Annotated in this window: 10 protein-coding genes and 1 pseudogene; 2 read left to right on the top strand and 9 right to left on the bottom strand. The window is 62.9% G+C overall.

Annotated features, from left to right (window positions below; genetic code table 11):
- Positions 1-101: 101 nt before the first annotated feature.
- The 5 genes from GWK36_RS01410 to GWK36_RS01390 all read right to left on the bottom strand — a co-directional run bounded on the left by GWK36_RS01410 (position 102) and on the right by GWK36_RS01390 (position 7963).
- Positions 102-1019 carry a lysophospholipid acyltransferase family protein gene (locus GWK36_RS01410; protein ID WP_425482767.1) on the bottom strand — a complete coding sequence of 306 codons (918 nt, stop codon included), beginning with the start codon at positions 1017-1019 and terminating at the stop codon, positions 102-104.
- Positions 1009-4734 carry a translocation/assembly module TamB domain-containing protein gene (locus GWK36_RS01405; RefSeq protein WP_166269437.1) on the bottom strand — a complete coding sequence of 1242 codons (3726 nt, stop codon included), beginning with the start codon at positions 4732-4734 and terminating at the stop codon, positions 1009-1011. The genes GWK36_RS01410 and GWK36_RS01405 overlap by 11 nt, the downstream gene beginning before the upstream one ends.
- 21 nt (positions 4735-4755) lie before the next feature.
- Positions 4756-6534 (bottom strand): autotransporter assembly complex protein TamA, encoded by a 1779-nt coding sequence (locus GWK36_RS01400; RefSeq protein WP_166269435.1) that lies wholly within the window; start codon positions 6532-6534, stop codon positions 4756-4758.
- Entirely contained in the window at positions 6531-7511 is a 981-nt protein-coding gene (gene glk, locus GWK36_RS01395) for a glucokinase (RefSeq protein ID WP_166269433.1), read from the bottom strand. Before glk ends, GWK36_RS01400 begins: the two co-directional genes overlap by 4 nt.
- Before the next feature lie 143 nt (positions 7512-7654).
- Positions 7655-7963, bottom strand: coding sequence for a sulfur globule protein CV3 (locus GWK36_RS01390; RefSeq protein WP_166269431.1), 309 nt, complete (start codon positions 7961-7963; stop codon positions 7655-7657).
- A 411-nt stretch (positions 7964-8374) separates the two neighbouring features.
- On the opposite strand from GWK36_RS01390, the gene GWK36_RS01385 reads away from it, so the two are divergent.
- Both GWK36_RS01385 and gorA read left to right on the top strand, forming a co-directional pair.
- On the top strand, positions 8375-9109 hold the full coding sequence (locus GWK36_RS01385) for a glutathione peroxidase (protein WP_166269429.1): 735 nt from the start codon (positions 8375-8377) through the stop codon (positions 9107-9109).
- A gap of 139 nt (positions 9110-9248) precedes the next feature.
- Positions 9249-10622 (top strand): glutathione-disulfide reductase, encoded by a 1374-nt coding sequence (gorA, locus tag GWK36_RS01380; protein ID WP_166269427.1) that lies wholly within the window; start codon positions 9249-9251, stop codon positions 10620-10622.
- A gap of 121 nt (positions 10623-10743) precedes the next feature.
- Here gorA and GWK36_RS01375 read toward each other — a convergent pair whose 3' ends face one another.
- From GWK36_RS01375 to purF, 4 genes and pseudogenes are all read right to left on the bottom strand, one after another.
- Positions 10744-11784, bottom strand: a complete 1041-nt coding sequence (locus GWK36_RS01375) for a phosphoglycerate mutase (RefSeq protein ID WP_166269425.1) — start codon at positions 11782-11784, stop codon at positions 10744-10746.
- A 94-nt stretch (positions 11785-11878) separates the two neighbouring features.
- Positions 11879-12653 (bottom strand): annotated as a pseudogene (locus GWK36_RS01370) (IS630 family transposase); the annotation flags it as partial.
- A 66-nt stretch (positions 12654-12719) separates the two neighbouring features.
- A complete protein-coding gene (locus GWK36_RS01360; RefSeq protein WP_246237877.1) occupies positions 12720-13952 on the bottom strand; it encodes an O-succinylhomoserine sulfhydrylase in 1233 nt (410 codons plus the stop codon).
- Complete coding sequence (gene purF / locus GWK36_RS01355) at positions 13939-15453, bottom strand: amidophosphoribosyltransferase (protein WP_166269417.1); 1515 nt, start codon at positions 15451-15453, stop codon at positions 13939-13941. The genes GWK36_RS01360 and purF overlap by 14 nt, the downstream gene beginning before the upstream one ends.
- Between the last annotated feature and the right edge of the window lie 77 nt (positions 15454-15530).

Here is a 15530-nt window from a genome sequence, read left to right as displayed (position 1 = left end):
CCACCGCCCCCATCCAGCGCAAGGGCGGGATCAAGGCCCCTCGCCCCATCGCTTACAGCTCGGACGATGACCGTGCCGAGTTCCTCGGCCTGACCCTTATATCAATTTCTGCGATTGCTCTGCCCCTCACCTGGCGGTCGGGTCTTGAAACGGCGATGGACCCAAAAATACTGGGCTGGCATCTCAGAGAAGGTGGCTTCGATCGCCTGGTTCATGCGCGTTGCATCAGATTGCACATCGCCGCTCGGGAAGTCGGCAAGCGGGTGAAGAAAGATCAATTCCAAACCCCGCCCCCAGGGTAAGAAACGCGCCAGGGTAGGGATCACAGCGGCCTGGGTCAGGGCAGCGAAGCGCCCGAGCATGGGCACTGTCGAGGCCAGGACCCCGCAAAAGGGGACAAAGACCCCGCGCCTGCCTGCATCCTGATCGGGGAGATAAAACAAGGGTCTGCCTCCTTTGAGGGCGCGGATCAGCGGTCGCAGGTCGTCTCGGCGCTCGATCGCTATACTTCCGAAGCGCTGGCGGGCGCGTCTGACCCGCTGGTCGAAGACCGGGTTGCGCAGCCTTTGATACATATAGGCCCCCGGATGGACCAAGGCGCTGAAGGCCGCCCCACCGAGCTCCAGACCCACGAAATGCGGTACCAAAAGGATGACCGCTTGCCCGCGGGCGATGCATCGATCCAGATGCTCGCGCCCGCAGATGCGCACCAGACGGGCAAGACGCCTGCGCGAGGCGGTCCAGACCACCCCCTGGGTGAGGACCGCAACCCCCAGCCAGGCGAAATGGGCGATGAGCAAACGCTCGCGCGTGCGCGCATCAAGCCCCGGAAAACACCGCTCCAGGTTGCGCCGCGCAACCCGCCGCCGTTTTCCGGCGATGAGATAACCCAACACCCCCACCACCTGTCCGAGGGCCCAGAGGACAGGAAAGGGCAGATGCCCCAATGCCTCCAAGCACCAAACCACAAACCAGCTCGGCCAGGCGAGTGGCCCCCACAGCCGCCAGTCAATGTTCAAACTTGAAAAAGAGATCCGCACCCTGCTTGGCGCCCGTTTCAGCCTGGAGCTCGATATGTTTGGAAAGATCGTAACGCAGCTTGAGCCGGTTCGAATCGCCCCCCAGCCCGCTCTCGTATTCCATATAGACCCTGGGCGCGATATAGGTCCCGACAGCAAGCCCCGCCTGGGCCCGATCATTGGCTGTGGGGGGGATACCGGTCATGAGATATTTGGTGATGTCGGCCTGGGTCAAACCCGGATCGGTCTCGGAAAAGAAGGTCAGCTTGGGCTGGCGCAGGGTCCCGACGACCCGCACCCCGGCGGTCAGATCCCCGCCCTGCCGCTCCGCCTGGAGCCAGAGCCCAGGGTTGTTAAGCGGGCTTTTGGCAAAGACGAGCCGGCCCTGGGTGATGTGCAGCGGTGCACCGAGCTCGGCAGCAATCCCAAATCCACTGCTCAGGCGATACTGGCCGTCGATGATCTGGAGCTGGCCATCACCCAGGGGTTCGCGCCCTGGCGTTTGGGAGAGATGGAGGTCGCCGACCAGACGCCCGCGCAGCCCAAATCCATCCATGCTGACCTCGTCGCCCAACACCAGGCGCAGATCCAGGCGCAGCGGAAAGGATTGGCCCGCCTGCTCAGAGACGAGGGTCACATCGCGCGAGGGTGAAACCGTCCCCGGCGGCAGGGTGTGCGGGCGCAGGCGTGCCTCGGGGATACGGATCTCGCCGCTGACCCGGGCGCCTTCCTGATCCAATCCGAGCTCGAGCTGGGGTTCGACATAGACGGTATATTCGCGGGTATTGACGAGCTTGATGCGCCCCCCTGACAGCCCCAGCCTGACCCAAGGCCGGTCCGCAAGGATCTGCCCCTGACCGCTGAGTTCGAGCGTACCGCCGCCCAACCTCGCCTGGCCGTAGATGGCAAGCTGACTGTTGGCAGAGGCGCCGACTGCGAGGTCGAGGTCCTCGACCCTGAGGGCCAACATCGGCACCTGGAAACGCAGGTCGCGTAGCTGTGCCTGAACGCTGACCACGGGCTGCGCAAGCGTGCCGCTCAGGACTAGATCCGAGCGGAAGGCGCCCCTGAGGTCGCTGATCTCGGGAAGCAGAGCGGCGAGCGGTTTAAGGTCAAGAAGTTCGGCGGAGAGCCGCCCGCGCAGTGACGATGCACTCTGATCGAGCCGCCAGCCCGGCAATCCGAGTTCGCCCTGGATGCGCCCCAAGCGACCGAGCGGCAGCGCCAAACGCGCTTCCAGGCCAGCGCGATTCGCAGTCATGTCCAGACGTCCGTCAGCCAGCTCCAGCGTCTCGATCTGATCGCCGCCTAGTTTAAACCTGAGGCGCCCACGCGCCATCTCAGCGCGTACCTCGCCGCTGAGGAGGGGACCCTCCGCCTGGAGGCGGCCTTTGAGCCGGATGGCGCCCTCAGCCTCTAGGCCGTCCGGTAAGCTGCCTTTGACCAAGCCGGCATCGAGTCGGTCCAGGTCAAACTCCAGGCCCCAGCGCCCAGGGGCGGACTTCTCGAAACCTAGACAGCCTCCAGAGCCCTTGGTTTCGCGCAGACACCAGGGCGCTGCCGCCAACCGCTCCCCATCGCGGCTCAGCTTCACCGGGCGCTGGAGCGACCAGCACCCGAGATCCTTGCCTTCCAGGTCCAACCGGGTCACCTGTCCCGCATAGCGCCCGCTGTCGGCCAGCGATCCCTGGGCCTGAAGGTTGAGCGCCAGCGGCGCCCCCTTGAGCTGGGCCTGGAGGCGATGATCCAGGAGGCTCCCCGAACTGGTCAATTCAAATGCGGACCAGGCCAGGCCTCCGACCCTAAGGTCGCGCCCCTTGAGCTGGAGCGCGGCGCGCCCGCGCCCCCCCAGATCGAGTTCGGCCTGGCCCTCGAGTCGAGCGAGCGCCTGCTCGCCCAGGCGCATCCCTTCACCCTTGAGCTCCAGGCGCACGCTGGGGGAACGGCGGTCGCCGCTCATTCTGGCATCGAGCGTCAACTGACCGGCAGCACCGGGCCAGAGGCTTGCAATCTCTGGGGCATCCAGGTTGAGCGCAAGGTCAAGCGACTGGGCGATACGTCCGCTTAGGCTCAGACGGCTGGGTCCGGAGGTCAAACGCAGCCCCTGGATGCTGAGGTCATGACCGTCTTGCATTGCAAGCTCGGCGTCTGCAGCGAGAGGATAACCGCGCAACTCGCCCTGCACCTCCTGGATGGCCAGGGTCCAGTGCTGGAGCCCCCCCTCGGTGTTGAGTCGCCCGGAGAGACGCCCAGGCCAATCGGCGAACCAGGTGCCAGGATTCACTTCGATCGCCCTCAGGTCGAATGTCCAATCCAGCTCGGGCGACCAACCGACATGCCCCTGGCCCTCCAGCTTCCCGTCAAGGGCATGGATGACCAGGGTATCGATACGGGTGTCATGCGCCCCCCCCTGCCCCGCCAGCTCGACCGCGACATCCATGAGCCCCCTGCCCGCGGCCTGACCGGCAAGACGATAGGTAAAGCTCTGGAGATCCCCTTGGGCAGCAAAGGTGCCGGCATTGCTGCGAACCTCAGGCGCACCGGTCACTGGCCAGCGCAGCCCTTGCCAATCGCCCTCGAGGATAAAACGAGGCATCGGCTGGCCAAGATCCAGTTCCCCGCGCACCCCAAGCCTCGCCTCGACCTCGGGGAGCGTGCAGGCGAGGTACTGGATCAAGAGGCGCTTTCCTTGCCAGCGGACCTCGAACTGGGCCGCAAGCAGCACGGGATCAGGCTCCAGCGGCGCCTTGAGCTGCGCCTGACCAGTCACTTGGGCGTCATGCAGCCGGCCTGTGCTCGCAAGATCGGCCTGGAGATCCAGCTTGGGTAGGTCAGGCGTCTCGACCTGCGCGACCTGGAGACGGGCGTCCCACTTCGGGTCGGCGAGCAGGTCTTCGAGTTCAGCCTCGACCTGGGCCAAAACAGCGCCGCTCAGGGTCTGGGCGAGGCGTAGATGCCGCAGATCCCCCTCTACCCGCCCCGAGCCAGCGATGGCCGCGCCCGCGGCCGGGTTCAGATACCAGGCAAGGTCGACCGCCAATGGATAATCGCCAGTTAGATTTGCTCGACCTGCAAGCTCCAGATGCAGCCCAGGATGGTCTAGATCGCCTTCCAGACGCCCCACCTGCAATACCCCATCCGCCAACCGCCCATCCTGCAGATGCGCGGATCTCAAGACAAACAAAGGCTCAGGCTGGCCTGTCCTCTGGAGCTGCAAACCCTGCAGCGTGATCTCGCCTACCTCGATCCTCAGAGGCAGCAGCACTGCCGGCAAGCTCAGAGGCCTATCCTTCTGGCTTGCAGGCGGCAGCCGGATGGCAAGCCCCTGGACAGCAAGGCGGGTGACCACCAGGCGGCCGTCGAGCACTGCCCGCGGCTGCCACGCGAGCTCCAATGATTGCAGATGCAGACCGAGGTGCGGCAGGTTGAGGGTCAGGTCGGCCACATACAGCCGATCGCTAAGCCGCCCCTCCACCTGGACGACATGCAAGGGCAATAGGCGCTCGGCGAGCGCCACACCCCAGCGTAAGCCGCTGGCTGTGCTGATCAGGAAGGCCGCCAGTGCGATCAGGATCAGGACCAGGGCCAACAAGACGCTGGCCAAGCGGAGCGCCCAAGACCAGGGCCGCGGCTTGGACGGGGTCTCCGGGGACTGCCCCGTCTGGATATCCGCGCCAGTCGGGTCGGTGGCTTGAGTCTTCTGATCTTCGGCCATGCAGCGCCCCTATGCCTATGCTCAAAGATCCGGTCCGATCACGATATGCAGGCGGGCCGGCGGCCAGCTGCTATCCGGATATTCCTTGGAAAGGGCAAAGGCCAGATCCAGGCGTACCGGACCGAGCGGTGAGGCCCAGCGCAGGCCCATACCCAGGCTACTGGCGATGTCTTGCTTGTAATCCGGATCGAAGGCATTGCCGAAATCGGTAAAGATCGCAAGACTCCAGCGCCCTTCGATCCGGCGTTCGAGTTCCAGGCTGCCGACCGCCAGATAGCGCCCGCCCAGGGTCTCATCGGTCTGCGGATCGGTTGGACCCAGGGCCTCGAAGCCCCAACCGCGGATCGAGTTATCGCCGCCGGCATAAAAGCGGCGGCTGGCGGGGAGGTCTAACAGATCCTTAGCCCAGGTTGCCCCAAGATCAGCCCGGGTGATCAGGCGGTAATCGGGATTCAAGCGCTTGATCCATTTGAGCTGGGCTTGAACGCTGAGATAGGAGGTATCAGCCACCACCCCTTGTACGGCGCCGACCAGGCTGTAGCGCATGCGGTAACCTTCGTTCGTATTGATCGGATCATCGGCGACCGTCTTGGACCAGGCGACATTGGGGGCCAGCTCGGCGAGCTGCACCTGACGACCGCCCTGATCGCTGAGGTCCTCATCGCGATAATCGAGCCCCAGGGTGCGGCGCCAGCCATGGGGGCGCTGGCTCGAATGGGCAATCTGCAACCCATGCACCCAGCCTTCACGGGCCGCAGTATCATAGTAGTTGGAGAAGGGTCGAATCAGGATGTAATCGCGCGTAGGGTCGCCGATCGGGAAGCGATACTCCAGTTGCCATTGCGAGAAGGCGGGGGCTAGGCTCAGCTCGGCGCGCAGCCGGTCACCCCAGGGATTGAGATAGCGGCGATGATAATCCAGGGTCAGACGCGGGCCGACATCGGTCGCAAAACCCAGACCCACCCGGTATTTGTTGGCCAGGTTGCGCTGAGCCACGACCTCGATCGGGATGCGGCGCTCGGCATCAGCGGCCTCCTTGTGCGGGATGATCTCAACATCGCGGTAATACTCGCTGCTCAGCAGGCGCCCTTGCAGGGCGAGCAATACATCCGGGTTATAGATCTCGCCAGGGGCAAAGCTGGCATAGCGCCTGAGCAGCCGCTCATCGAGCAGATCTTGCTTGAATTGGACCGGACCAAAACGGTATTGCGGGCCGGTATCGAGAGAGAGCTCGACCAAGGCTGTATTGGTCAGGGGATCGACCAGGACGCGATGGCGGCTAAGCTGATAATCCACATAGCCGCGGCTGAGAGCGGCATATTGCAGCTCGGACTTCGCCTGTTCATAGGCAGCATGGCTCAAGACCTCGCCGCTGCGCAATGGCAGCGATCGAGGCAAGGCTGGATCGTCGGCGCCAGGTCCGGTGAGCTGATAGTCGATCTGCACGATGCGTACTGGCTCGCCTGGATCGATCCTGTACCAGGCGCGCCAGGCACCATCCGGTTCGGTAGGCGGTTCGAGCTGGGATTCGATCTCGGCCCGATAAAAGCCAAATGGTTCCAGGGCCTTGCGGATCTGCTCGGGGGCACGCCGATGGAGGGCCTCGATGCGTGCCGCGGTCAGATCCTTGGCATCGCGTTCCTGATAGATGCTCAACAGCGCCAGGACATTGGCCTCGGACTCGCCGCTCAGCCCCGTGACCTCGACCTTGAGGCTCAAGGCCTGGACCTGGGCGATCCACAGCGCCCCCAGAAACATGACGATGCATGCAGATCTGGAGCGCTGGGACATCGCGCTCATTGCAGGGCCATGAACCGCGCTGCACCGAACAGGGAGATATCGGGTTGCAGGATGACACGCACCGGCATGCGCCGCATGAGGGACCCCATGCGTCCCTTGTCGAAAAAGCCCTCAAGGAAGGCACCACGGCGCAGGCATTCGAGATTCTTGAGCACGATCCCCCCGCCGAGATAGACCCCCCCCAAGGCCATATATTTGAGCGCCGTGTTCCCCGCCTCACGCCCATACAGACGCATAAACAGGTTCATGGTCTCGCGGCAGAGGGGACAGCGCTCCTCGACGGCCGCTTGGGCGATCGCCGCTGCCATGTCACCGCCTTCTTTACTGATCGCCTGTAACCAGTCAGGAACCTGGACGCCGTGATGAAAACAGAAAAAATCGAAGAGATTGACGATCCCTGGTCCAGAGACCACCCGCTCCCAACTCACCCGCCCGAAACGGCCCTTCAGGTAGGTCAGGATGGCAAATTCCAGGTCATCGGTGGGGGCGAAATCGGTATGGCCGCCCTCGCTGGCAAAGGGATGATGACGCAGACCGTCCCAAAACAGACCTGCCTGCCCTAAGCCAGTCCCAGCAGCGATGACGCAGGCATTGCCTTGGCTTAAGGAATCGCCGGCATAGAGCTCAAACAGATCCTCGGTGTGTAGGAGGGGGATCCCCCAGGCGACAGCCTCCAGGTCATTGATCAATTCGACACAGGTCAGGCCCAGGTCCTGTTCGAGTGACTCGGCATCCAGCACCCAAGGTAGATTGGTCGCCTCGCAGCGGCGATCATAAACAGGTCCGGCGACTGCAAGGGCGGCGAACCGGCAGCGTGCACCGGTTTCATGGAGATAATCCTGGATGATCCCTTCAAGAGAGGCGGATATGCGGCTTGGATAGCGCCTCGTCTCGCTCAGACGTACCGACCCGCCATCCGTCTCAGCCAGCCCTAGGGCCGTCTTGGTGCCACCGATATCACCGACCAACACGCGCATCTCCAGATTCTCCCCACAGATAGCGACCAACAGAGCATCGGGCGGGAATGGACGCCGCGACCCATGGGGATCATAACAGCACCAGGGCGCGGCGGTGCAGTGGCCACACCCCTACCCAAGGGCAGGGGCTGTTTTGGCATCAACTACTGGCCTTTTTTAGTGGATGACTGGGTATTGGTCGAGGGATAGACATAACCGGGATAGGGATAGGCATAGACCGGCGCCGCCCAGGGCACGACACCATAGGGGTGGCCATACCAGGGATAGCCAGCGTACCAAGGATAGCCGCCATACCAAGGTCCGCCCCAGGGCCCACCCCAGGGCCCACCCCAGGGGCCGCCATACCAGGGATCGCCCCAAGGGCCCCACCATCCCCAGAAGGCCTGGGTAGGTAGGGCGGCGAGGCCCGAAACACCCGCGAAGATAGATGCCAATAGCAAGCGCTTCATCATCGTGTTCCTCCACATGCTGGTTCAATGGATCTTCAACGAACGCCGCTGATGGGGGCCGCTCTATCGCCGGATGGATAGAGAGACCCGCAGGTTCACAGACCTGTCTCTTTGACAGCGCTATGAACCGGTGCCTGATGACATGGCAAGGCAAAATTATACAAAGGCGGCTAGGATTTACAGTGTTCTCCAAGATCGGGGCAATGACCGCCTCGGTGTCAGCCGACCGGTAATCAGGCAGACGTGTCTTGAGATCGTCCAGATGGGCATGTCCCTCATCGGGACAGCCAATGATCGTACAAACCGATTATAATGATCTTTATAATCCATTTTCACCCGGTCACAATCATCCATTAAACTAACCCTTGCTTCAGATCACTAACCCCCTCAATCCCTTACAAGGAGACGCGAAACATGTTCCAAGACCGTACCGGTAGCCGTGTCCCGAACGTCACCTTTCGCACCCGCCAGGGCGCCGACTGGGTCGATGTGACAACCGATGAGATCTTTGCCGGCAAGACCGTGGTCGTCTTCTCGCTGCCCGGTGCCTTCACCCCTACCTGCTCCTCCTCGCATGTGCCGCGTTACAACCAGCTAGCCCCCGTCTTCAAGGAGCTCGGGGTCGATGCGATCGTCTGCATCTCGGTCAACGATGCCTTTGTCATGAACGAATGGCAGAAGGCCCAGCATGCCGACAATCTGATCTTTTTGCCTGACGGCAACGGCGAGTTCACCGAAAAGATGGGCATGCTGGTGGACAAGAGCGCCATCGGCTTTGGCAAGCGCTCCTGGCGGTATTCCATGCTGGTGCGCGATGGTGTGATCGAAAAGATGTTCATCGAGCCCGAGGTCGAGGGCGACCCCTATGAGGTCTCGGACGCCGACACCATGCTCAATTATCTGGCGCCCGAGAAGCAGGTGCTGGATGTCGCTGTCCTCAGCCGCGATGGCTGCCCCTTCTGCGTCAAGGCCAAAGAGGCCCTGCGTAATGCCGGGATCGAGTTCGAGGAACTGGTCCTCAACCGCGACTATACCGAGCATGGTCTGCGCGCCATCACCGGCGCCCGCACCGTGCCCCAGGTCTTCGTCAATGGCAAGCTGATCGGCGGCTCGGAGGCGGTCATCGCCTGGTTGCAGGAACGCCGCTAAACCCCGCGGGGGCGGGTGTGCAAACCCGTCCCTTCCTGTCATCATCCTGTCAGCTGTCTGCAGCGGGTGAAAGGCCCGCTTTCATTTTCAATGGCCGGTCCTTTTCCCCAAGGACACCTCAAGCGCCAGGAGCAAAGGTATGTCCCAACACTTTGATCTGATCGCCATCGGCGGTGGCAGCGGCGGCCTAGCAATCGCCGAAAAGGCCGCACAGCTTGGCAAGCGCATCGCCCTCATCGAGCGTTCTAAGCTCGGCGGGACCTGCGTCAATGCCGGCTGTGTCCCCAAAAAGGTCATGTGGTATGCCGCACATCTCGCCTCTGCGGTCGCCGAGGCCCCTGGTTATGGCATCCTGGCTGACCTTGCAGGGGTCGATTGGTCGAGATTAGTGGAAGGGCGCAATCGCTATGTCGCTGCCATTAATGCCTATTGGGAGGGGTATGTAGAGCGGCTCGGGATTGCACATCTTAAGGGTACAGCGCGCCTTGTCGATGCCCGTACGGTGGCAGTCGGTGATGAGCTATACAGTGCCGAGCACCTGGTGATCGCCACCGGCAGCCGACCGATCGTGCCGCGGCTGCCCGGGGCCGAGCTAGGCATCACCTCGGATGGCTTTTTTGCCCTCGCGGAACAACCCAAGCGGGTGGCGATCATCGGCGGGGGCTATATCGGGGTGGAGCTGGCGGGCGTCTTGCGCGCACTCGGTTCTGAGGTCACTGTGGTTGCACTCGAGGATCGGTTGCTGTGGTTGTTCGACCCCTTGGTCAGCCAGGTCCTCGCCGAGAACATGCGTACCTCTGGCATCGAGATCCATCTTGAATTCGAGGTCGCCGCACTCGAGCGGGATGAGCAGGGCATCGCGCTCATTGCCCGCGACGGCCAAAGGCTCGGCGGCTTCGATCAGGCGATCTGGGCGGTCGGACGCGCCCCCAACTCGCGTGAACTAGGGCTTAAGGCGGCGGGGATCGAGGTGGCGCCCAACGGGGTCATCCCGACCGATGAATATCAAAATACCCAGGTCCCAGGGATCTATGCGATCGGCGATGTCGCTGGGCGCGAGCCCTTGACACCTGTGGCCATCGCCGCCGGTCGCCGGCTGGCCGAGCGCCTGTTCAACAACAAACCCGAGGTCAGGCTCGATTATGACAACATCCCGACCGTGGTCTTCGCCCATCCCCCCGTCGGCAAGGTCGGGCTGACCGAGCCCCAGGCGCACGAGCGTTATGGCGATACGCTCAGCATCTATGAGACCCAGTTCACCCCCATGCGCTATGCCATAAGCGCCCATGGGTATCGGACCGCGATGAAGCTTATCTGCGCCGGCCCAGAGGAGCGGGTGGTCGGCATCCATCTGATCGGCGATGGGGTCGATGAGATGCTGCAAGGCTTTGCAGTCGCCGTCAAAATGGGCGCCACCAAATCGGACCTCGACAATACGGTCGCGATCCATCCCTGTAGTGCCGAGGAACTGGTGACCTTGAAGGAGCCGGTGCGCCGTCCCGGCACCCGTTAAAAACAGGCTGAGACAATGGCCAGGCGCCACAGGGCGCCCCTGCACCTGGGGTAGCGATCCATCGGTTGAGACCTCGCTAGCCAGGGAAAGGCGGGGGGATGGCCGTTTTTCTTAGCGTTTCCTAGGAGCCCTTTTTACCCCACAGGCCTGCGCCCAGGCTTGGCCGACGCCACAGCCGCCAGCGGTGGTGGGGCTTCAGTCTAAAGAGAGGCCCCTGGCAGGGGTCAAGGGTCAAAGAGGCCAGCTGCCGCCGCGCCATGATCTTCCATAGCCGGGCGAGGGCATCATCCAGGGCGCGGGTGGCCGCCTGCCAAGACCCTAGATCCTGATCCACAGAGGCCCGCCAGTGCCGGTCCCAAAACACCATTCGCCGTTGAGGACCTGTCGCGGGGTCGGCGAGCCAGTCGTCTAGGGTCCGATATGCACAGCCCCCGAGCTGAGCCAAGCCCTTGACCAACGGCAGATCTCCGATCAACTCATCCGCTGTTGGGGTGAAGGCCGTTGGCAAACGCCCCTGACCCCAGGTCCAAAGACCATTCAGGCTTGGCCGCCCTAAGGCGGCCCGTCTCTGATTGACTGGATGGGCGTGAAAAAGCATCTGGGCCTCAGTGAGCAGACGCATCCAGATCACCGCATCCTGACCCTGCGGGAGGTATCCGCTCAAGGAACGGCCCTGGACCACCGGCAGCGGTGCCATCTCTAACTGCAGCGGGCGGTGTCTGAGGCACAGATACCAGCGTTCGGGCGCCGCAGCGACCAGCTCTAACCCCTCAGGGGCAAAATGGCGATTGAATGCAGCAACCAAGGCCTTCACCTCCTGCGGTTGCGGGGCAAGGGCCGCGCCCGCATAGAGGCGCAACTGATCGCGATCAGGGCGCAGGTGTACAGGGTTGGCATGCATCCAGATGACCTCAGGATCAACAGACCATCCCTCGCCCAACAAGGCGATGGGGGCGCTCGGCGGCGACTCATCAGCCGGCCAGGTAAGACCGGCCGCGCCCAGAAAGACCGCTCCAGGGTCTGGCGATGCCTCCCCAGTCAGGCGAGACATATGATCGGCGCGTCCTATCAGCCTGGCCAAGGCAGGTGCCTGAAGGGGGAATGCGGCTGGATCGGCAAAAGGCCCAAACAGCCCCGGACAGAGGATGTCAAGCCGTGCCATCAGCGAGGCCTGGTTTTGTCTATTGATCCGAAACCAATGAACTTGTATTACGCGGCATCACGGAGCTTGGGATGCTGGAAGTAGCGCATGCAGCCAGCCACGCCTTGACCGGCTTGGTGTGATGCACGCGCAGGTTGTCGAGGATGAGGAAGATCTTCTTGCCCCTGGCGTCCTTGACGAGCCGCTTCATGAAGTCGATCAGGATGTCGGCGTTCATCGCCCCCGCGAACGCCTTCCGACGCACCTTGCCGCGGTTGGTCAGCGTCGAGATCACCGACAGGCCTTCGCGACGGTGCGTGACGCGAATCTCGGACGTCTTGCCCGCCGGCGCATAAGAGCGCCCGCGCACCTCGTCCGAGCGCAGCCCCGTTTCATCGCCCCAGTGGATTTCGGCGCCCTCGGCCTTGGCGCGCCGGGCAATGTCCGGGTAGATCTCCTCAAGCCACGTCTTGCCCGCCGGCGGGCTTTGCTCATAGGCGCGCCGAATCGGTTTCTGGGGCGTCAATCCCCAGCGCGCCATGTACTTGCCCTCCCCCTGCGGCCTGAGCTCGATGCCAAAACGGTCGAGGATCAACTGCCGCACCGCCTGCCGGCTCCACAGCGCAAACGGCAGCTTCAGCTGATCCGGTGTCCCGTCGCACATGAGCTTGCGTATCTGGGCGTCCTGCTCCGCCAACAGCGCCCGCTTCTCACCCACCTTGCACCCACCCCCCTTGCCCTTGGGCCCCTTCGCGCCCATAGCGTTTGCAGATGTCGAACACCCCTGCGCCCAACAATCCCCTCTGCGCGCCTATCGCTTCATACGTCCAGCTACGCCGCCGCTCTTCGCGCGCCGCAAACGACAGCAATCTCATGTCTCGTCTTTCCATGCCCACGACATCAGGACAGCTCACTCAATTTCAAAAGCATGTGTTTCTTATAGCATGTGTTTCTTATTAAGAACATGGACAGCTTAATGCGTTCAGACCGCGGGCCAGATCGGTCTTAATATCATCAAGCGCCTCCAGACCCACAGCGATGCGGATCAGGCCCTCGCTGATCCCAGCGGCAGCGCGTTGTTCCGGGGTGAGCCGGGCATGGGTAGTGGTCGCCGGATGGGTGATGGTGGTCTTGACGTCGCCGAGATTGGCGGTGATCGAGAGCAGCCGCGTCGAGTCGATCACCCGCCAGGCCGCCGCGCGCCCGCCTGCGACCTCGAACGAGACGAGCGCCCCGCCTGTGCGCTGCTGGGTACCGACCAGATGATACTGGGGGTGATCGGCAAGCCCCGGATAATGGACGCGCAGGACAGCAGGCTGGCCCCTCAGCCACTCGGCCAGGGCCTGGGCCGCCTGCGCCTGGGCGAGCATCCGCAGCTCCAGGGTCTCCAGCCCTTTGAGTAACACCCAGGCGTTGAAGGGGCTAAGGCTTGGACCTGCCGTGCGCAGCACCCCATAGACCTCTTCGCCCACCCGCTGGCGATCGCCGACCACCGCCCCGCCGAGACAGCGCCCCTGACCGTCGAGATATTTGGTCGCCGAATGGACCACCAGGTCCGACCCCAGGGCCAGCGGACGCTGGAGCGCGGGCGTGCACAAACAATTGTCCACCACCAACAACGCTCCATAGCGATGGGCAATCTCGGCAAGCGCCCGCAGGTCCACCATCTCGGCGAGCGGATTGGAGGGCGTTTCACAAAAGAGCAGCCGGGTGCGCCCATCGATCGCCGAGGCCCAGGCCTCCAGGTCGCTTAAAGGGACATAAGAGGTCCGGATGCCAAAACGCGAGAGATATTTATCGAAGAGGACGGTCGTTGTGCCGAACAGACTGTGCGACGCCAAGATCCGATCGCCGCTCTTAAGCAGTCCCAGACAGACCGCCAGGATCGCCGCCATCCCCGAGGCCGTGGCCACACAGCACTCCCCGCCCTCGAGCGCCGCCAGGCGCTCCTCGAAGGCCCGTACCGTGGGATTGGTAAAGCGCGAATAGACGTTCCCGGGCGCCTCACCGGCAAAACGGGCCGCTGCCTCGGCGGCGTTTTGAAACACAAAGCTCGAGGTCAAAAAGAGCGGCTCGCTGTGTTCGCCCTCGGCGGTGCGCCGATGACCGGTGCGGATGGCACGGGTGGCAAATCCCCATGCAGCGGGCTCAGGGGTCTCGCCCGCATCCAAGAGATCAGTAGGAGTTATAGAGGTCAAGGGTGTCCTCGCCATCACTCGGTTGATGCACCCGAACCCGATCGTTGCGCCGGGCCTCGAGCGCCTGGAGATATTCAGGCGTGACATCGCCGGTGACATAGTCGCCATTAAAGACCGAGGTGTCGAAGCGATCGATCTGCGACTTGCCCTTCTTTTGCACCGCCTCGATGAGGTCGGGGAGGTCCTGATAGATCAGGCCATCGGCCCCGAGCGCCTGCCTGACCTCTTCCTCGGTGCGGTTATGGGCGATCAATTCACTTGCCGCCGGCATATCGATCCCATAGACATTGGGAAAGCGCACGGGAGGGGCTGCCGAGGCGAAATAGACGCGATAGGCGCCGGCGTCGCGCGCCATCTGGATGATCTGCTGCGAGGTTGTCCCGCGCACGATCGAGTCATCGACCAGGAGGACATTCTTTTTGTGAAACTCAAGATCGATGGGATTGAGCTTTTGGCGAACCGAGCGCTTACGCACCTTCTGCCCCGGCATGATGAAGGTGCGCCCGATATAGCGATTTTTGATGAAACCCTCGGCATAAGGAACGCCGAGCTCACTGGCGAGCTGCAGGGCTGCAGTGCGGCTGGTGTCGGGGATAGGGATCACCACGTCGATGTCGTGATCCGACCACTCGCGCTTGATCTTGGCTGCCAGCTTCTTGCCCATGCGCGAGCGCGCCTTGTGCACCGAGATGTTGTCGATGATCGAGTCGGGGCGGGCGAAATAGACAAACTCAAAGATACAGGGGGAGAGCATCGTCCGCTCGGCGCACTGTTGGGTATGGATCCGCCCATCGACCGTGATCACCACCGTCTCCCCAGGTGCCACATCGGCGATGGGCTTAAAGCCCAGAGGCTCGAGGACAACGCTCTCGGAGGCGACCATATATTCGACCCCCTCGGCGCCCTCGCGCTTGCCATAGATCAGGGGCCGAATGCCATAGGGGTCGCGAAAGGCGAAGATCCCAAACCCAGGGATCATGGCTACCGCGGCATAGCCACCGCGACAGCGCCGGTGCACCCCGGCCACGGCGCGAAAGACGTCTTGCTCGTCGATCGGGACCCGGCCCTGGATCTGGAGCTCATGGGCGAGGATATTGAGCAGGACCTCGGAGTCCGAGTCGGTGTTGAGATGGCGCAGGTCCTCGTGGATCAGGTCGTGCTTCAAGGTCTCGGCATTGGTGAGATTGCCGTTATGGGCGAGCACGATCCCATGAGGCGAATTGACATAAAAGGGCTGGGCCTCGGCGAGGCTGGAGGTGCCGGCGGTCGGATAGCGCACATGTCCCACCCCCATGGTGCCGCGCAACCGGATCATGTGATGGGTCTGAAAGACGTCGCGCGCCAGCCCTGCATCCTTGCGTAGATGCAGCCGATTCCCCTCGCAGGTCACGATCCCCGCGGCGTCTTGGCCGCGGTGTTGTAACAGCAGCAGGGCATCATAGAGCGTCTGATTGACGGGACCTGTACCGACGATGCCGACGATTCCGCACATGCAAGACCTCAACCGCGCTCAAGAGTGCGAGCGCGCGGGATGATTGGCGACCCAGCAGACTAACCGAACCCAAACCC

It is taken from the genome of Caldichromatium japonicum (genome assembly GCF_011290485.1).
GTDB lineage: Bacteria > Pseudomonadota > Gammaproteobacteria > Chromatiales > Chromatiaceae > Thermochromatium > Thermochromatium japonicum.
This window is presented reverse-complemented; position numbering and strand designations above follow the sequence as displayed.

Coding starts and splice junctions, on each gene's coding strand:
- GWK36_RS01390 (WP_166269431.1), bottom strand. CDS start 7,963: ATGATGAAGCGCTTGCTATTGGCATCTATCTTCGCGGGTGTTTCGGGC.
- glk (WP_166269433.1), bottom strand. CDS start 7,511: ATGCGCGTGTTGGTCGGTGATATCGGTGGCACCAAGACGGCCCTAGGG.
- GWK36_RS01400 (WP_166269435.1), bottom strand. CDS start 6,534: ATGAGCGCGATGTCCCAGCGCTCCAGATCTGCATGCATCGTCATGTTT.
- GWK36_RS01385 (WP_166269429.1), top strand. CDS start 8,375: ATGTTCCAAGACCGTACCGGTAGCCGTGTCCCGAACGTCACCTTTCGC.
- GWK36_RS01375 (WP_166269425.1), bottom strand. CDS start 11,784: ATGGCACGGCTTGACATCCTCTGTCCGGGGCTGTTTGGGCCTTTTGCC.
- GWK36_RS01405 (WP_166269437.1), bottom strand. CDS start 4,734: ATGGCCGAAGATCAGAAGACTCAAGCCACCGACCCGACTGGCGCGGAT.
- purF (WP_166269417.1), bottom strand. CDS start 15,453: ATGTGCGGAATCGTCGGCATCGTCGGTACAGGTCCCGTCAATCAGACG.
- gorA (WP_166269427.1), top strand. CDS start 9,249: ATGTCCCAACACTTTGATCTGATCGCCATCGGCGGTGGCAGCGGCGGC.